Source organism: Flavobacterium sp. AC105, assembly GCF_979258495.1.
Genome location: NZ_OZ409860.1, coordinates 1,245,361 through 1,263,194, shown reverse-complemented (window position 1 = coordinate 1,263,194; position 17,834 = coordinate 1,245,361). Strand labels below are relative to the sequence as shown.

Sequence of the window (17,834 nt, the reverse complement as noted above, 5' to 3'; positions counted from 1 at the left end):
GATACAGAAGCGACTAAGGAAACTTGTTTACCTGAATTAAAAATATTTTTTTGAGTATCTCTTTAACAAATCCGGATAAAATTTCTAAGTAAAAAAATACCCGCGTATGATTATTGCCTTAAATGCCACTGCCGTAACCACACACCATCTTGAACCATTAATTAGCGACTTGGGATTAATCCTGATGACCGCCGGAATTGCCGTGCTATTATTTAAAAAAATGAAACAGCCGCTGGTTTTAGGCTATTTAATAGCCGGATTTTTAGCTGGAAACCACTTTGACTTTTTTCCATCGATTACAGAAATGAAAAGTGTTGAAGTTTGGGCTGAAATAGGTGTTATCATCTTACTGTTTAGTTTAGGTCTCGAATTTAGTTTTAAGAAACTGATGAAAGTTGGCGGAACGGCTTCAATTACGGCAATTACGCAAATCATAACCATGGTCGCTATTGGATATTTAGTCGGTCGATGGATGGATTGGTCCCAAATGGATAGTATTTTTCTGGGCGTCATTTTATCGATTTCCTCAACAACTATAATCCTGAAAACATTTGATGAATTAGGCGTAAAAGCGCAAAAATTTGCCGGAATTGTAATTGGGTCACTTATCGTTCAGGATATTGTAGCAATTTTGATGATGGTTTTACTTTCGACTATCGCAGTAAGCCAGCAATTTTCAGGAAGCGAATTATTGATGTCGGTTTTAAAACTCGTATTTTTTCTGACAGCCTGGTTTGTTGGCGGAATCTTTTTTATTCCAACATTGCTAAAAAAAGCGAAACATTTATTGACAGATGAAATGCTGCTGATTATTTCGCTTGCATTATGTTTAACAATGGTAATTTTTGCTTCAAATGTTGGTTTCTCACCTGCCTTAGGGGCTTTTATAATGGGATCTATTATTGCCGAAACTACTCAGGCAGAACATATTGAACATTTAGTAAAACCAGTAAAAGATTTATTTGGAGCCATATTTTTTGTATCAGTCGGAATGTTAATTGACCCCAAAATGCTCTATACACACGCATTTCCTGTAGCTATTTTAACTCTTATAACTATAATTGGACAATCTGTAAGTTCTACAATTGGCGCATTATTAGCCGGACAGCCGCTAAAACAATCCGTGCAAACCGGAATGAGTTTATCACAAATAGGTGAATTCTCTTTTATTATTGCGACACTGGGAATGACATTAAATGTTACAAGTTCATTTTTATATCCGGTTGTGGTTGCTGTTTCTGCTATTACCACTTTTACGACTCCGTTTATGGTGAAATATGCCGTACCATTTTCAAATTTCCTGGAAAGAAAACTGCCTAAAAAATGGGTTAAAAATATCAACCGTTACAGCGTCAATGCACAAGCGATAAAAGCCGTAAGCACGTGGCAAAAAGTCATGCATGCTTATGTTATTCAAATTATATTGCACACCATTATTATTGCAGCTATCATTTTATTATCATCAAAATTTGTAGCTCCTTTAGTGGCAGATACAAGGTTTGGAAATACATTGGCAGCATTAATTACCTTAGTCGTAATTGCACCTTTTTTATGGGCGCTTTCACTGAGACGTGTGGCCGTTGAAGAAGTTGAACTATTATGGGAAGAACGAAAATATCGTGGTGCCTTATTGATGTTGATTTTAATCAGAATGAGTCTGGGCTTATTTTTTATTGGTTTTTTACTGAATATTTTCTTCTCGCCTTTAGTTGCCTTTGTTGCCTTGATTATCGCGATTGCCGTCTATCAGCTTTTCCCTAAAAAACTAAACGAACAATATCATAAAATTGAAAATCACTTTTTGAAGAATTTAAACGATCGTGAAAACAAAAAAATCGACAGACGTTATGCCAATTTAATGCCTTGGGATGGGCACATGTCTTTTTTTGATATTGGAAGAGAATCTAATTTAGCCGGAAAAACGCTGGATGAATTGCGTATTCGGGAACAAATGGGAATTAATATTGCCTATATAAAACGTGGAGATGTTACGATACCAATTCCAACCAAAAATGAACGCTTATTTCCCGGTGATGAAATTTGTGTAATTGGTACAGATGCTCAGGTTACTGAGTTCAATAAATACCTGAATCAAAATGAAATTGAAGATCCGAAAAAGGTGGAAGAATCTGATATTGTTTTGAGACAATTAGAAGTTTCTCAGGAAGAGTTTGCTCAAAAAAGCATTGGTCAGTTTAGAGGAAAAACAGGCGGACTTGTTGTGGGAATTGAAAGAAACGGAAACCGAATTTTAAATCCTGAATCACATTTAGTCTTAGAAAAAAACGATATTATTTGGGTTGTTGGAGATAAAAAACAAATGAATCAATTACTTCAGAAAGCTTAAAAAGATGCTAAGGCGCTAAGTTTCTAAGATACTAAGAGTTTTACTCTTTTACTAATCTTAGAAACTTAGCGCCTTAGCAACTTAGAAGCTTAAAAAACTTATTTATTTGGCTGTGGCGTCATACGCAAATATGGTTTTATTGGCGTATGTCCTTTTGGAAATTTTGCAGGAATATCGCTATCAGGAACTGCTGGTGTGATTACTACATCTTCACCATCTTTCCAGTTCGCCGGAGTTGCTACACTATAATTTGCCGTTAATTGCAAACTATCAATAACACGAAGCAATTCTTCAAAATTTCTTCCTGTTGAAGCAGGATAAGTCAAAGTCAATTTTATTTTTTTGTCAGGTCCAATCACGAAAACCGAACGAACTGTAAATTTCTCGCTCGCATTTGGATGCAACATATCATATAACGTTGCTATTTTTTTATCCTCATCAGCAATTATCGGAAAATTAACAGTTGTATTTTGAGTTTCGTTAATGTCTTTGATCCACAATTTGTGAGATTCTAAACCATCTACACTTAACGCAATTACCTTTGTATTTCTTTTTTTAAATTCCGGAACATAATTGGCTACAGTTCCCAATTCAGTTGTACAAACAGGAGTAAAATCTGCAGGATGCGAAAATAAAACACCCCAGGAATCTCCTAACCATTCATGAAAATTAATTGGTCCTTCTGTTGTTTCTGCATGAAAATCCGGAGCTATATCGCCTAATCTTAATGTTGACATAATTATAGTTTTTAGTTCCTCTAAAATTAACTAAAAAATAGATAAGGAAAACATCAAAAATTTAAAAATAAGTTAAAATTCTACATTCTCTATCTAATTACTATTAAAGTTAAATAAAACTTACTACAAAGTACCAAATAGCAAGGGTTACAAACGAAATTGGAATTCCAAAACCAATCATCATACTGCTTAATTTTGGTTTTAATCCGTATGTCGAAGCTAAAATTGCGCCCGTAATCATGGGTGCCATTGCCACTTCCATCAAAGTCACTTTTATAGCCTCAGAATGTTGTTTGAAAATAAAAACATATAAAACCAGAATTATAAAAGGACTCATAATTAATTTAAAGAAAAGTCCAAGCCGCAAGAATTTCCAATGCTGGCTTCTGCGATCAAACTGAAGCTGCAATCCTACTGAAAGTAATGCAAGAGGCGTAACCAAACTTCCAATTTTCAATAAAACATCCTGAACATTAAAATCAAACTGGTAGTTAAAAATATTCATCGAACATGCCACAACAAATGTAATAAAAGGCGGAAAAAGAAGTACTTTTTTTATAATACTCAATGCATTAGGACTTCCTTTTGAATAAAAAGCAGCCACAAAAACTCCCAAAGTAGAAACTACAACAAAAGTTCCGGGCTGATCAACCAAAATTGCGGTTTCTAAACCTTTTTTCCCAAACAAAGCTTCAATTATAGGATATCCAAGAAAAGAACTGTTGCTTAATCCGGCTGTTAAAATTAAACAGCCAATAAGTTTGTTTGACCAGCCTAATCTTCTCCCTAAAAAATGAAAAAAGATAAAAGCCAATATAAAACAAATCCAACCTGATGCTATTGGGAACAATAAATCGTTGCTCCATTTTATTTTCGGAATGTGATATAAAGTGATTGCCGGTAAACAAACATAAATCACTATTTTGTTTAAAACCTTATAAATATTAGACGGAAAGCCTTTTACTCTTTGCAAAAGCAAGCCTAATGTCAGAAAGAAAAATATTAAAATAAAGTTATTCATATTGTTGATTAATCACAAAAATAGGTATTTATAAATTGTAGACGAATTTTAATTTTTAGTTAAAAAAAAAAATTATTTAATAAAAGTTTCTATATTTGTAACATATTTTATTACAGATATGATTTCAGGTAAATTTGCCATAACGATTCACATTTTAACTTTACTTACAAAGTATCCAAATGATTTTTTATCATCTGAATACATTGCGGGAAGTATTAATTTGAATCCGGTTTTGGTTCGAAAAGAAATCGCAAACCTGAAAGCGCATCATATTGTAGAAAGCAAAGAAGGCAAAAATGGCGGTACAAAACTCGCTGTAGATCCTTCAAAAATTACATTAAAAGAAATATTTGAAGTGACTTTTGAAACCATTAATTTAGGATATGCCAAAAATCAGCCAAATCCTGATTGTCCTGTTGGAAAAAAAATCAATCAAAATTTGAGTTCTTTATATGCTGACATGAATCAAAAAGTTAGTCTGCAATTAGAAGGAATTTCTTTGGAAGATTTTTCTAATCAATTCTAAAACTATTTTTTTACATAAAACTGTAACATTTTTTATTACAAACTTAAATTATATATTATGAAAATCGCAATTATTGGAGCAACCGGATTTGTTGGCTCAGCCATTTTAAATGAATTAGCAAACAGAAATCACGATATTACTGCTATTGCAAGAACTCCAAACGACACGAAAAACGTTAATTGGGTAAAAGCGGATATTTTTGATGTAAACGCTTTGGCGGATATTCTTAAAGGAAATGACGTAATTATAAACGCTTATAATCCAGGTTGGACGAATCCAAACTATGCTGATGATTTCAAGAACGGATCAAAATCAATTCAGGAAGCTGCAAAAAAATCCGGCGTAAAACGTTTTATTACAATTGGCGGAGCCGGAAGTTTGTACGTAGCGCCAGATTTACAAGCCGTTGACACTCCGGATTTTCCTAAAGAATATCATGCTGCGGCTTCTGCTGCAAGAGATTATCTAAACGTCATTAAGGAAGAAAAAGATTTGGATTGGGCGTTTTTTAGTCCGGCACTTGAAATGCACCAAGGTATTACAACAGGAAGAACCGGAAAATACCGCCTAGGTTTAGAAAATCCGGTATTTAATGACGAGCAAAGAAGTATTCTTTCTGTAGAAGATTTAGCGGTTGTGATTGCTGACGAAACTGAAGCTCCAAAACATCATCAGGTTCGATTTACAGCGGGTTACTAATATTTTTTTTCGCCACGAATTCACGAATGATTGCGCATATTATGTTTAATTCAATACTTTAAAATAATTCGTGAATTCGTGGCAAAAACTTCAACAGTTTCAAAAGGTCAATTGTCTTTTTGAAACTGTTTTTGTTTTCTGTACTTTTACGATACCTAAAAGTAACGTTTTGTCAAGTTCAAAAAAGCAATCAAGCAGTTTACAAGAAAAAGCCGGAATTTCGCCTCCTGAAATCACCAATGTTTCTGCTATCAATCAAATTAAGAAAAGCAGAAAACTACAACCTTCTTCAAATGAATTAATTGCCGGGATTCTTGATGGAAACAGAACCGCGCTGAGCCGTGCGATTACTTTGATCGAAAGCACAAATCCTGAACATACCGCAAAAGCAAATGAGGTTATTAATGGATGTTTGCCTTACGCTAATAATTCAATCCGAATAGGAATTACAGGTGTTCCCGGAGTTGGAAAAAGTACTTTTATTGAAGCTTTTGGAAGTTTCTTAACTCAATTAGGTAAAAAAGTCGCTGTTTTAGCGGTTGACCCGAGTAGTTCACTTTCGCACGGAAGTATTTTAGGAGATAAAACCCGAATGGAAGAACTCGTAAAGGATGAAAACGCATTTATCAGACCAAGTGCTTCGGGAGATACTTTGGGCGGTGTGGCCAGAAAAACGCGCGAATCTATTATTTTATGCGAAGCTGCAGGTTTTGACACTATTATTATTGAAACCGTTGGTGTTGGACAAAGTGAAACTGCCGTTCATAGCATGGTGGACTTTTTTTTATTATTAAAAATTTCCGGTGCCGGAGATGAACTTCAGGGCATTAAACGTGGTATTATGGAAATGGCAGATGCCATCGTAATCAACAAAGCGGACGGTGATAATATCAAAAAAGCAAATCAGGCGAAACTGGAATTTAATCGTGCTTTGCATTTATTTCCTCCAAAAAAATCAAACTGGCAGCCAAAAGTTACGACTTGCAGCGCTATTACAAAAGATGGTATTTCAGAAATCTGGGATACTATTTCTCAATATTTTGTACAGACAAATGAATCTGGTTTCTTTCCCGAAAAACGAAAAGATCAGAATCAGTTCTGGATGATGGAAACTGTAAACGAGCAACTCAAACTCAACTTTTATAATCACCCTAAGATTGTTGGGCAATTGGAACAAATAAAAAAAGCGGTGCAAAATGATGAAATATCACCTTTTGCAGCCGCTCAGTTTTTATTGAATGAATATAAAAAGCAGCTCTGAATTCTTAAAGCTTTTTTTTAAGTTTGATTTATTTTACATTAATTGCAATTGTATAAGTCTCTTCACTTTCCTGAATAGGGTATTTTCCAGGAACTAAAATATCTGAATTGAATTTTAAAGCTTTAACTATTTCCGGAGCTAAAATTTGTCCTTCTGGTATTACAAAATCTCCATTTTTTACTAAATCTTTGTGATTCTCTTCTGTCAAAGCACTTTTTTGAATTTCCATAACAAATTGTCCTTTTACATTGTCAACGCGTACTGGTGTTCCTCCGTTACCATCTGGCTTAAAAAGGCTAAAGTGGTACCATGTAAAGGTATAAACATCATAACAAAAACCTAGTGGCTGACTGCAGTCAACATTATGCGATCCCCAATTTCGCACAATAATTGAATATGGTCCATACATTCTTTTGGTATTAGATGGGGTTTGCTGATCTGATGTTGATAATTCAGCATTTTGATTTGTACTAGGTTCCTGGCTGCAGCTTATAAAAAAAGCTGTAAACACAAAAACTAGCATCACTTTTAATACTTCAGATTTTTTTAATCTTTTTTGTGGTAAATTTTTCATAATAAATAAAATTTAATTGATCCCTACTCTATCACAGGCTTTTCAGGTTACGCCTTTTGGTTTAGTATATATCAATTAAATTTATTTTTTGTTACCCCTTATTTTGGCTTTAAATTAAAAAAAAATCAGAATTATCCCATTTCATTCATTCGATGCTCATTTTATTATCAGCATAAATCTATTTTTTTTCAAACAAAAAGCTGCTAAATATGAAATTTCACACTTAGCAGCTTTTTTAAAATGAACTGAAAATTATTTTTTTGCAGTCCTAAGTTTATATTTGTTTTCCTTGTACAAATTGCCTGCAGTTATAACATGCGCCAAAGCATCTTTTGCCAATTCTTCATTTAATTTAACTGGAATTAAAGTCGTATCATTTTTGATTTCAAATTGCAAAGGTTTCAAATTAGGCTGCATGATTACCACCTGATTTTCGACTCTAAACGCATTAATATCATTAAATTGCATGATTGATCTTCCTTGCGTTTTTGGATCTAATTTATTTAGATTTCTACCCACCATTGGCGTTTCAAACGAAAGTCCTAAATAACTTAATAATGTTGGCGGAATATCAATCTGACTTGCCAACTTACTATACGAAGTTCCTTTTGGAACTCCAGGTCCTATAATTAAAGCCGGAATGTGGAATTTATTGATTGGTACCAAATTCTTTCCGTAGGTTCTTGTATTGTGATCTGCGATTACGATGAAAATAGTGTTTTTAAAATAAGCTTCTTTCTTCGCCATTTCAAAGAATTTCCCAATAGAGAAATCAGCATATTTCATGGCATTATTTACCGTTGCAGGTTTTGCATCAAAAGGCTTAATTCTTCCTGCTGGATATTCAAAAGGTTCGTGATTTGAAGTTGAGAACATCAAAGAAAAGAAAGGTTTGTCGCCTTTTGCTTTAAAATAATTATTGGCTTTAGTCACCAAATCTTCGTCTGAATAACCCCAGGTTCCTTTAAAAGCATATTTATTTCCATCAGATTCAAAATCTTCTTCATCTACAATATCCTGAAAACCATTTCCGTTGAAAAACGAAGCCATATTATCAAAATTTGCCATTCCGCCATAAATAAAACTGGTGTCGTACCCTTTTTGTTTTAAAGCTTGGGCTAGCGTAAAAAAGCCTTGTTGTGAGTTTCCTAACTTTACCACACTTTCTGATGGTGATGGTAAAAATCCGGTTACAACCGCTTCGATTCCTCGAACGCTTCTTGTTCCTGTGCAATATAAATTGGTAAACAACAAACCTTCTTTCGATAATTTGTCAAATTCAGGCGTTAATGGTTTTCCACCTAAAATTCCAACGTATTCAGCTCCTAAACTCTCTTGTAAAAAAATCACCAAATTGTATGGTTTCTTTTTAATTGAATCTGGCTGTTGTACATGCAAAAACGGAATTTCGGCATCGGTAAAATCATTTGGTCCGGCAATCATGTATTTTTTTACACGGGCGATTGCTTCGGCTTCATCCATTTTACCATACATTTTGGTGTTTCCTTCATTCTTGATCGAATACGCTGCAAAAGCTACGGTGTAAAATGAATTTAAACCTAAAGTATTCGTCAACTGATCTGTCGAAAAAACAGCATTACTGGCATTTATTGGACGTTTTGAAGTAAGACTAGAACGTGCTCCAAAAAACAATAAAAATGCTACTAATGGAAAAATCATTAATCTGAATTTATATTCAGAAGCAGTTGTATAGAAATATTTTTTTCCTTTTTTGAAAGCAAAATAAAGTACAATTCCCAAAATCAGAAAAGTCACAATGATAGAAGTCAGGTAACTTTTAAGAAGCATTCCTACCACTTCTTTCGGGTAAATAAGATAATCCAAGAAAATCTTATTTGGACGTGTATCATATTGTTTTACGAAATCCGGTGACGCCAATTCAACAAAAAGAATCAGAAACAGGAATAAAAAGCTATAAATCACCAAAAAATTATTGGTAAACTTCAACCATTTATTGGGTAAAAAAGTAATTAAAACTGCCGGTAAAAATGACAAATAACAAAGTAATATTAAATCCATTCGAAGTCCGATTGGAAAAATATACCAGAAATTTGGTGTTTCGACTACTCTGTCTTTAAAAAGAAAAAATAAAAAGATTCGGCTTAAAGTCGTAATTAGCAATCCGATTGCTATGAAATTAAAAATGGGTTTTAAAAAACTTAATTTTTTCATTAGAAAGATTTAAATATTTTTGTTAAGGCATTTTACTCTTCGTAACGTTTTATTTCTCTGTCATAAAACTCATTTGCCAGAACAATTAAACCTTCCATTTCTATATTTAATTCGGCTTCGTCAAGATCTTCTGCTTCTTCCATAAACTCAACCTCATCATCTTTTAAGTTGATTATAAATCTTGGATAATCAAGATGAATGATAAAAATATCATCTGGAAAATCAGTATTATCTCCGAGTAAAAATTTAGGTAATTCCATTTTATTTATTTTTTGTTTTTATTATTTTTTTCCACTCTCTATAGCTATCGGGGACTGATTAAATGAATTTTTAAAATAATCAGTAGCTTATTTTTTATTTTTATCTTCCAAATTTAACTATTTGAAAGTGAATTTTGGATTAATTTTTTTGTTAGGTAATGAAAGCGAATATAAAGGAAAATTGCTGCAGAAGTTAATCCTGCCAAAAGTCCGATCCAGACTCCTTGTGCCTTTAATTCTGTATACTCGGCTAAGTAATACGAAACCGGAAAACCAATAATCCAATAAGCAACAAATGTGATATACATTGGAATTTTGACATCCTGTAAACCACGCAAAGCACCTAAAACCACAACCTGAATTCCATCAGAAATCTGGAAAACTGCTGCTATTATAAATAACTTCGATGCAATACTTATAACTTCATTATTGTCCAGAAGCTGTCCTCCGTTTTCCATATTCAAAAAGATATGAGGCAGGAAATTATGAAAAACAACAAACAGAATCGCAAAAACAGTTTCTATTATAATAGCGAGTAAAAAAATCGAACGCGCCACAATTACTAAGTTTTTATAATCGTTTAATCCTCTTTGATTACTAACCCTAATCATAGAAGTTACACTTAATCCCATCGCAAACATAAACGTCATCGAAGACAAACTCAATGCAATTTGATTTGCTGCCTGACTGGTTTTGCCAATATTACCACAAAGCCAGATCGATGCTGTAAACAATACGACTTCAAAAAGCATTTGCATTGCTGATGGAAATCCGATGCTTATAATTTTTTTTATCGTTTCTTTTTTGATTTCGTCAAAGCTGAAATTCTTAAAATATTGTTTTAAATCATTTCTTCGTGATAACATGATATGCATGAACATGACCAAAAATATTCTTGAAATTACGGTTCCAAGTGCTGCGCCTACAATTCCCATTTTAGGAAAAATCCAGATTCCGTAAATCAGCATATAATTGATTCCCACATGCAGCACATTTGCCATAACCATTGCATACATCGAATATTTTGTCATCGACATTCCGTCTGCAAATTGTTTATAACCCTGATACATAATTAGCGGAATCAGCGAAAAAGCAACCCAATCCAGATAGGGTTTTGCAAGTGCAATTACATCTGCCGGTTGTTGCAGTAATTCCATTATGGGCTTTGCCAGAACAATTACGCCAAAAAGAACTAATCCTAAAATGATGCACAAAAACAAACCATGATGAAATGCCGAACGAATTTTAGAATCGTTTTTCTCCGCATCACCTTCTGCAACAATTGGAGTAATGGCTGTCGAAAAACCAATTCCTAACGACATTGCAATAAAAATCATACTGTTTCCTAATGAAACTGCTGCAAGCTCCGTACTTCCCAATTTTCCTACCATTATATTATCGACAATACCAATTAAAGTATGCCCGACCATTCCTAATATAATAGGATATGCTAATCTTAAATTATAAGAAAACTCCTTGGTATACTGCTTTAAATTCACTGCTGCATGTTTTTTAGTCGGCAAAGATAATCAGAAGCTTTGGATTCTTTCTTATTATTAAAAACATAAGCAAATATTAAGTCAATTTTTAACGAATCTCAATATTATATAACAATTTCAAAAAATTATATAACAAGCTCCAAAAGCTGTGATAGTACTTTTACAATATTAAAATCAAATAAAAATTATATGAAGAATTCGAGAAATCTAAAAATGTTATGCCTAGCAGCTTTTGCTTTTTTATACGCCAATACAACTTTCGCTCAAGATTCAACAATTGAAAAAACGGAAGGTGAAATCAGAAAATACGATCAGGGTTTTAGATTAGGATTTGGATTAAATGGTGGTATACCAACGGATAATGCATACGACTGGTCTCTGGGTGGAGACGTGCGTTTGCAATATGATTTAACAAAAAGAGCTTCACTTACCTTAACAACTGGTTTTACCAATTTGTTTATGGGAAAAGATGAAAATGGAGTTGACCAAAAAGATCTTGGATTTATTCCTGCAAAAGCGGGTTTTAAAGCCTTTATCTGGGAAGATCAATTTTATGTCTTAGGTGAAGTTGGTGCTGGTTTTGCCGTTACAAACGGTTATAATGACACTACTTTTTTATGGGCACCAGGAATTGGGTACGCCAACAAATACATTGATATTAGTGTCCGTTATGAGGATTACAACAAATTCAAAACCAATCAGGTGGCTTTACGTTTAGCTTATGGTTTTGATTTATAAAAGTAAGGTTTAATTTATTTTTTTGTTTTTGGTAATAAACCCGACAGATCGCATAGTCTGTCGGGTTTTGTTATTTTCTACACTATCAATCCTGCAAGGTTTTCGAAACCTTGTAGGTTTAGTTATCATACTGTTTTACAATTTTTTTAATCTGTGGCAAGAAATTAACCGCAAAGATTCGCAATCCCGATAGCTATCGAGATCGCAAAGTTCGCAAAGTTTTTATTTTCTAAAGAATGCAAAGTTCACAAAGCGTTACGTGAAGATTTTAGCGGATTAAAATTCGTGAATTCGTGGCAAACTTCTTTCCTCTCTTCTCTTTCTTCTATTTTCTTTCTTCTATTTTCTTTCTTCTAAATACTTATTATCTGTCAACGTTTTCATAAAAGCAATTAATTGCTTTTTTTCCTGATCAGATAATTTTAGTTTATCTTCTGGTAAAGTTTGGTTCGGGACATCGAATCCTAAACCTAATCCTCCACCTTGATCATAAAAATCAATAACTTCTTCTAAGGTTTTATAAACCCCGTTGTGCATATATGGCGCAGTAAGTTCTATGTTTCTTATTGTTGGGGTTTTAAAGGAATTTTTATGAATTGCGGCTTGCGTAATAACAAACTTGCCTAAATCTCCGTCGAGTTTTTTATTTTTGTTTAGAGTGCCTAAAATTTCACTTTCGGATCTGTCAAAGTTTGGCGGAACAGTTCCGTTTGTAAGCGGAATAAAATGACAGGTTGCACATTTGGCTTTTCCGGCAAATAAATTAAAACCCGCTTTTTCATCTGCCGTAAACTGGGCTTTGTTTTGCATATAAGCATCAAATTTTGAGTCGTAATGACTTAATGAACGAATATAAGATGCCAAAGCATTTTTGATCGCAAATTCATTTATTTCTCCTTTCGGAAATGCCTTCTTAAACTCTTTTATGTAATCTTCGTTTTTTTGAATTTCAACAGCCGATTTCTCTAAAGATCCATGCATTTCGTTTTCATTTTTAATAACCGCAACCGCCTGATCTTCGAGATAACTTACTCGGGAATCTGCAAAAAAAACACGCTGAAAAGCAATATTATTTAGCGTTGGCGTATTGCGCTGAATCATTGATTTTCCGTCAAGCGAAACGGCTCTTTCCAAACCATCTGTAAACGCCTTATCAGCATGATGGCACGAAGCACAGGAACGTGTATTGTTTCCGGACAAGATAGGATCGTTGAATAACTTCTTGCCTAAAGCAATTTTTTTCGGTGTTGTTTTATAATCGGGGAAACCCGAAAAAGCTTCTGCATCAAAAGCATCTTTGTCAAATAAAGTTTCTGCTGTTGCTTTTAATCCTTTTTGTTCTTTCATGAACGGAATTCCTAATTCGCCCTGCGTTTTATAAAGTCCTTTACTTAACGGATTTAAAATTTCTTTGATAAAATACGCACGATCAAAAGCATTAAAATTTTTATTTGCCTTTAAATATTTTTTGCCTTTTTCCAAAATCTGAATAACTTCTTTAGAATTTGAAACCGATTTTTCTTCAAGATAAACCTGATAATATTTTTCGATAGTTTCTAAAGATGTGAATGCTTCCGGAAGTGAATTCAAAACAACAGGCGAATCAAAACCGGTAATTCCCAAAGTTATAATTCGATAAACTTCTAATCTCATGGCATCAAAAACATGTGCATCAGTTAATTCATTAGAATTTGAAACTTTTTCTAACCGAATTAAATTTGCCGATAAAACGCCCAATTCCTGCAGTAATTCTTTTTTATTTTCTTTGTTGTATTTCGGAAAAACCAATTCTTCGACAACCTGAAAACCTTCGGGCGAAACCGTTATTTTATCATTTTCTTCAAACTCAGGAATCGCGGGTCCGTTTATCGATTTAGAAACTGCGGGCGAATAATATTCACTAATCATTTCAACCTTTTTATAACTTTGATGCGCTTCCAGAAATTGCCGCTGAATCTGCGCTTCTGTAGAATCTGTTTGAACCGAATACTTAAGTTTGGCTACTTTTTCGACCAATAAAGTAATATCAGATTTAAAAATTTCATTTACTTCCTGATGTTTGTTTTTTTTCTGACAGGCAACAAACGCTAGCAAGAAGAACAAACAATATATTTTTTTCATGATTTAATAAAAAATTAAAAGAGGAATATTCAGAAAAACAGAAACCACTACCTCAAATTGAAATAGTGGACATCTGTTTTGTAATGATTTAAAATTTATCTCGCCAAACCTTTTATAACTACAATTTGACTTGCTTGTTCTTCTTTAGGGCGATTTGTTCCTCCATCAGCGGCTCTGTATTTTTCTCCAGTCCAGGTATGTGGCTGTACGCTTAGCATAAAAGTATCTGCAATACCAACTTGTTCAGACACATCTATTAAAGCACCGTATTCCCAGGCACCAAATTTAGAAGTCCCGCCTACGTTGTATTTTGCAGCATCTGTTGCCGTACGATGGTGATCTAATTCTACCACAACTTTCAAATCTTTAGTTGCAATATTGTATTGATAAATGTAAGCATCATGAGTTTCGTCTCCATATCCGTTTGCATCTTCCTGAACGTATACATAATTTTTAGTTACACAAATGTTATCCGGATTTTGGAATTTACCAGCAATTCCAGAACGGTTATCACCATCAAGAATTACTTCAAGAGTTCCTTTTAATGGGTCAGCAGCATCAAGATTTAATCTGTAAACTCTACCATATTTAGCTCTTGAACCGTCAGCGTTAGTTCCTGTTATATCTTGTCCGGTTACGTTAAAATACAATTCACGATCTGCATTAGCGCCACCTTTACGGTAATCTAAATCTTCAACACGGCCAAATTTAATTGCTTTCAATGTATTTACAGCCGCATTAATCTGAGCACCTGTAAGTGTTGTATGATTGTCAATTTTTACAAAAGAAACAGGATATGTTTTACTAACTTCCATATCTTTCTCTCTTTGATTGTCATCATTTCTTTTAAGCATGTACAAAGAACCTCCAGTTAAATCGCCCACAGTATTAGATACATACATAAAAACCTGACCTCCGTAAGTTCCGGAATCGTCATCGCCAATTACGACAACCGTTTTGCCTTTGTAAGCAGAAGAACGTAGTGGCAAAGCATTCTCAGCACTTAAACGTCCAAAACCTGCCAATTCTTTAGATACTGATGCAGAACCTGCGCTTCCGTAAGGATCTAAGGCATGCGTACGAGATTCTTCTCCAGATTCTCCACACGTTAAATAAACCGGTCCAAAACCATTTTCAGCTTGTGTAGCCATTGTAGCGCCACATAATCTCCAGGTTCCTCCGTTAGAGTTTAATAAATATTCTCCTTTTGTAGGTTTAAATGTTTTGTCTAATGTAATTCTTGATACTGCAAAATTGTCTTCGTTGTTTACTAAAAAAGTAAAAGTCCCGTCCGTATTTTTTAACAAACCTGAACCATCTGCAGAACCTCCAAAAATAAACTTTGGACTGTCAGCAAAAACATCATCTGAACTAAAAAGAGAATAGATTTTTAAATTTTCAAAACCTGTTTTCGCTTTCAGTAAACTTGGCGTAACAGATTGGTCCTTCAATACAACACTTGTTGTTTCTTCCTGATCTTTAGAATCGTTATTACAAGATGTAAGCAACGAACCAAGAATAATTAGCGGTAAAATAATTCTTTTCATGGAGTTAAAGTTTGATTTTATTTTTTTTACAAAGTAAACCCCTACTCTTTAACTTAAAATGACTTTGATATTATCAAAAAAATAAAACTCTAACTCCAAAACGATAATTGACTCGAAAAAATTAACATTAAATTAGTACTATAAAATACTCATAAAGTTTCAGTAACATCCAAACAAAAAAAAGAGCCTAATTTTAAGACTCTTTTTTTAATTGCTTTTCATAAACGTCAAAATTAGCTTTTATCTTTTCATCCAGTTCAGGTTCTTTAATATCGGTATGTTTTTGCATTTCTTCCCAAATAATTTTAGCAACAATATAGCGTGCCATTTCCTTATCATCAGCAGGAATAATATACCAAGGCGCTTGTTCTGTCGAAGTTCTGTTTATCGCCTCTTCATAATATTGCTGATATTCGTCCCAATGTTCACGTTCTTTTAAATCTCCCGGCGAAAATTTCCAGTTGTGTTTTCCCTCTTCCAGTCGGCGTAATAAGCGTTGTCTTTGCTCCTCTTTACTCAAATGAAGAAAAAACTTCATGACAATCGTTCCGTTTTCGGCAATATGACTTTCAAAATTATTGATTTGCTCAATTCTTCTTTTCCAGAATTTTGGCGTGATATCATCAACCGAATTAATTCCCGGTAAATTCTCAGCCAAAATAAATTCAGGATGTACACGCGTAACCAAAACATTCTCGTAATGCGTACGATTAAAAATCGCAAATTTTCCTTTTTCCGGCAAGGCTATATAATGTCTCCATAAATAATCGTGTTCCAATTCAGTCGAATTTGGCGTTTTAAAACTATGAACCACCACTCCACGGGGATTAAATTCTTTAAAAACTTCCCTGATCAAACTGTCTTTTCCCGAAGTATCCATTCCCTGAAGGCAAATTAAAACGCTGTATTTATTATACGAATACATTACATCCTGCAAATCGCTCAGTTTTGCTTTTACTTTTTCTAATTTTTCTTCCTTTTCCTCTTCACTGGCATCTATCTGCAGTAAAGTCGGAATCTTGGATAATTTTATTTTATCTGTAACTTTAAAATCATTCGGATCTATTGATTTCATATTATTTAATTTTATATCTCATAAATATACTAATTTTACGAATCCCGATAGCTATCGGGACTGCTCATTGCAATACTTTTTCGATAAATTGTTTTTTCTAAGCCACAACAAGAGTTTCCGTTGGTCGCTTTGTTCTGTCAGGAAAATATACAATTTCTACTCAAAGTATTTTCTTCCGAAGTTTCGGGACTATCAGGGCTATGCACTATTATTCAAAACAAAATTCATGGAAAAATTCACATTAGAAATATTATTTCAAATCATCGGAATCGGTTCGGCATCAGGATTATTTTTCAATAACAATTCTCTTTATATCATTGGCGATAACAGCGGTTATTTATACGAATACAATATGCAGAATCAGCAATTAAACCAACATCCTTTAATTGACAATCCATCGCAAAATATTCCGAAAAACATAAAACCCGATTTTGAATCGATCACGCATCACAACGATACTTTATATGTTTTTGGTTCCGGTTCCACCGAGAATCGAAACAAAATGATTGAGTTTGATCTTAAAAACAAAACCGTTTTACAAAAAAACAATCTGATAGATTTATATGCCGTAATGCAAAGTTTCGGCGCTATAAAACCAGAAGATTTTAATCTTGAAGGTGCCATTTTCGATGGAGAAAACTGGTATTTATTCAATCGCGGAAACGGAATTTCCAACAAAAACACGATTTTTACCATTCACGCTAAAAACCTTGGCGAAGAATTTGCATTGGTGGCAACCAATTATAAACTTCCGAAAATAAAAGGCGTTCGTTCCAGTTTTACCGATGCTATTTTGGTCGAAGACAAAATCTATTTCCTTTCTACCGCAGAAGACACCAAATCAACTTACGACGACGGAGAAATCCTGGGAAGTTTCATTGGCCGAATCGATCTTAAAACCATGAAAATCGATTTTACTCAAAAAATTACCTCAACCAATAAATTTGAAGGTTTGACTTTCTATAAAAAATCAAATGATAAAATTGAGTTTTTACTTTGCGAGGATAACGATACGGAATTATTGGAAACTAAGATTTTTAAATTGAGTTTGCCGGTTAAATAATTCGCTAATCTCTATGAAAAAAATAATTCTTACCTTATTAATAGTTTTCATTATTTTGACTGGTAGCTATCTATTTTACGATTTTAAAATAAACAAACCAAAAAAGGAATATTATAAGAATTTAAACCCAAAAGATTTAAATCCAAAATCATTTATCACTCTTTTTAAAGAGA

Annotated in this window: 15 protein-coding genes; 6 read left to right on the top strand and 9 right to left on the bottom strand. The window is 33.6% G+C overall.

The genetic code is table 11. The features are described 5' to 3' along the window. Window positions 1-106 precede the first annotated feature (106 nt). Complete coding sequence (locus tag ACZ0AH_RS05715) at window positions 107-2,347, top strand: cation:proton antiporter (protein WP_463474861.1); 2,241 nt, start codon at window positions 107-109, stop codon at window positions 2,345-2,347. A 98-nt stretch (window positions 2,348-2,445) separates the two neighbouring features. On the opposite strand, the gene ACZ0AH_RS05710 is transcribed toward ACZ0AH_RS05715, so the two are convergent. Then, window positions 2,446-3,084 (bottom strand): peroxiredoxin, encoded by a 639-nt coding sequence (locus ACZ0AH_RS05710; protein ID WP_065451270.1) that lies wholly within the window; start codon window positions 3,082-3,084, stop codon window positions 2,446-2,448. 109 nt (window positions 3,085-3,193) lie between these two features. Continuing rightward, window positions 3,194-4,105 carry an AEC family transporter gene (locus ACZ0AH_RS05705; protein ID WP_463474860.1) on the bottom strand — a complete coding sequence of 304 codons (912 nt, stop codon included), beginning with the start codon at window positions 4,103-4,105 and terminating at the stop codon, window positions 3,194-3,196. Window positions 4,106-4,223: 118 nt separating this feature from the next. On the opposite strand from ACZ0AH_RS05705, the gene ACZ0AH_RS05700 reads away from it, so the two are divergent. The 3 genes from ACZ0AH_RS05700 (at window position 4,224) to meaB (ending at window position 6,591) form a co-directional block, all read left to right on the top strand. Further along, a complete protein-coding gene (locus ACZ0AH_RS05700) occupies window positions 4,224-4,631 on the top strand; it encodes an Rrf2 family transcriptional regulator (protein ID WP_463474859.1) in 408 nt (135 codons plus the stop codon). A 57-nt stretch (window positions 4,632-4,688) separates the two neighbouring features. After that, the gene (locus ACZ0AH_RS05695) at window positions 4,689-5,330 is read left to right on the top strand and encodes an NAD(P)-dependent oxidoreductase (protein ID WP_463474858.1); all 642 of its coding nucleotides are present in this window, start codon (window positions 4,689-4,691) and stop codon (window positions 5,328-5,330) included. A gap of 169 nt (window positions 5,331-5,499) precedes the next feature. Next, window positions 5,500-6,591, top strand: a complete 1,092-nt coding sequence (meaB, locus tag ACZ0AH_RS05690) for a methylmalonyl Co-A mutase-associated GTPase MeaB (protein ID WP_463474857.1) — start codon at window positions 5,500-5,502, stop codon at window positions 6,589-6,591. Between the two features lie 28 nt (window positions 6,592-6,619). Here the strand turns inward: meaB and ACZ0AH_RS05685 are convergent, their stop codons facing one another. The 4 genes from ACZ0AH_RS05685 to ACZ0AH_RS05670 all read right to left on the bottom strand — a co-directional run bounded on the left by ACZ0AH_RS05685 (window position 6,620) and on the right by ACZ0AH_RS05670 (window position 11,117). After that, a complete protein-coding gene (locus ACZ0AH_RS05685; RefSeq protein WP_463474856.1) occupies window positions 6,620-7,165 on the bottom strand; it encodes a hypothetical protein in 546 nt (181 codons plus the stop codon). A gap of 252 nt (window positions 7,166-7,417) precedes the next feature. After that, window positions 7,418-9,358 carry an LTA synthase family protein gene (locus ACZ0AH_RS05680; protein ID WP_463474855.1) on the bottom strand — a complete coding sequence of 647 codons (1,941 nt, stop codon included), beginning with the start codon at window positions 9,356-9,358 and terminating at the stop codon, window positions 7,418-7,420. A 32-nt stretch (window positions 9,359-9,390) separates the two neighbouring features. After that, window positions 9,391-9,618: a hypothetical protein gene (locus ACZ0AH_RS05675; RefSeq protein WP_463474854.1), complete on the bottom strand. Its 228-nt coding sequence runs from the start codon at window positions 9,616-9,618 to the stop codon at window positions 9,391-9,393. A 113-nt stretch (window positions 9,619-9,731) separates the two neighbouring features. Continuing rightward, on the bottom strand, window positions 9,732-11,117 hold the full coding sequence (locus ACZ0AH_RS05670; protein WP_463474853.1) for an MATE family efflux transporter: 1,386 nt from the start codon (window positions 11,115-11,117) through the stop codon (window positions 9,732-9,734). Window positions 11,118-11,306: 189 nt separating this feature from the next. On the opposite strand from ACZ0AH_RS05670, the gene ACZ0AH_RS05665 reads away from it, so the two are divergent. Next, on the top strand, window positions 11,307-11,855 hold the full coding sequence (locus tag ACZ0AH_RS05665) for a hypothetical protein (RefSeq protein WP_463474852.1): 549 nt from the start codon (window positions 11,307-11,309) through the stop codon (window positions 11,853-11,855). 339 nt (window positions 11,856-12,194) lie between these two features. On the opposite strand, the gene ACZ0AH_RS05660 is transcribed toward ACZ0AH_RS05665, so the two are convergent. The 3 genes from ACZ0AH_RS05660 to ACZ0AH_RS05650 form a co-directional block, all read right to left on the bottom strand. After that, on the bottom strand, window positions 12,195-13,976 hold the full coding sequence (locus ACZ0AH_RS05660) for a cytochrome-c peroxidase (RefSeq protein WP_463474851.1): 1,782 nt from the start codon (window positions 13,974-13,976) through the stop codon (window positions 12,195-12,197). A 95-nt stretch (window positions 13,977-14,071) separates the two neighbouring features. Beyond that, window positions 14,072-15,523 carry a PhoX family protein gene (locus ACZ0AH_RS05655; RefSeq protein WP_463474850.1) on the bottom strand — a complete coding sequence of 484 codons (1,452 nt, stop codon included), beginning with the start codon at window positions 15,521-15,523 and terminating at the stop codon, window positions 14,072-14,074. A 193-nt stretch (window positions 15,524-15,716) separates the two neighbouring features. Then, entirely contained in the window at window positions 15,717-16,598 is an 882-nt protein-coding gene (locus tag ACZ0AH_RS05650; RefSeq protein ID WP_463474849.1) for a PPK2 family polyphosphate kinase, read from the bottom strand. 226 nt (window positions 16,599-16,824) lie between these two features. On the opposite strand from ACZ0AH_RS05650, the gene ACZ0AH_RS05645 reads away from it, so the two are divergent. After that, on the top strand, window positions 16,825-17,661 hold the full coding sequence (locus ACZ0AH_RS05645) for a DUF6929 family protein (RefSeq protein WP_463474848.1): 837 nt from the start codon (window positions 16,825-16,827) through the stop codon (window positions 17,659-17,661). Window positions 17,662-17,834: the final 173 nt, after the last annotated feature.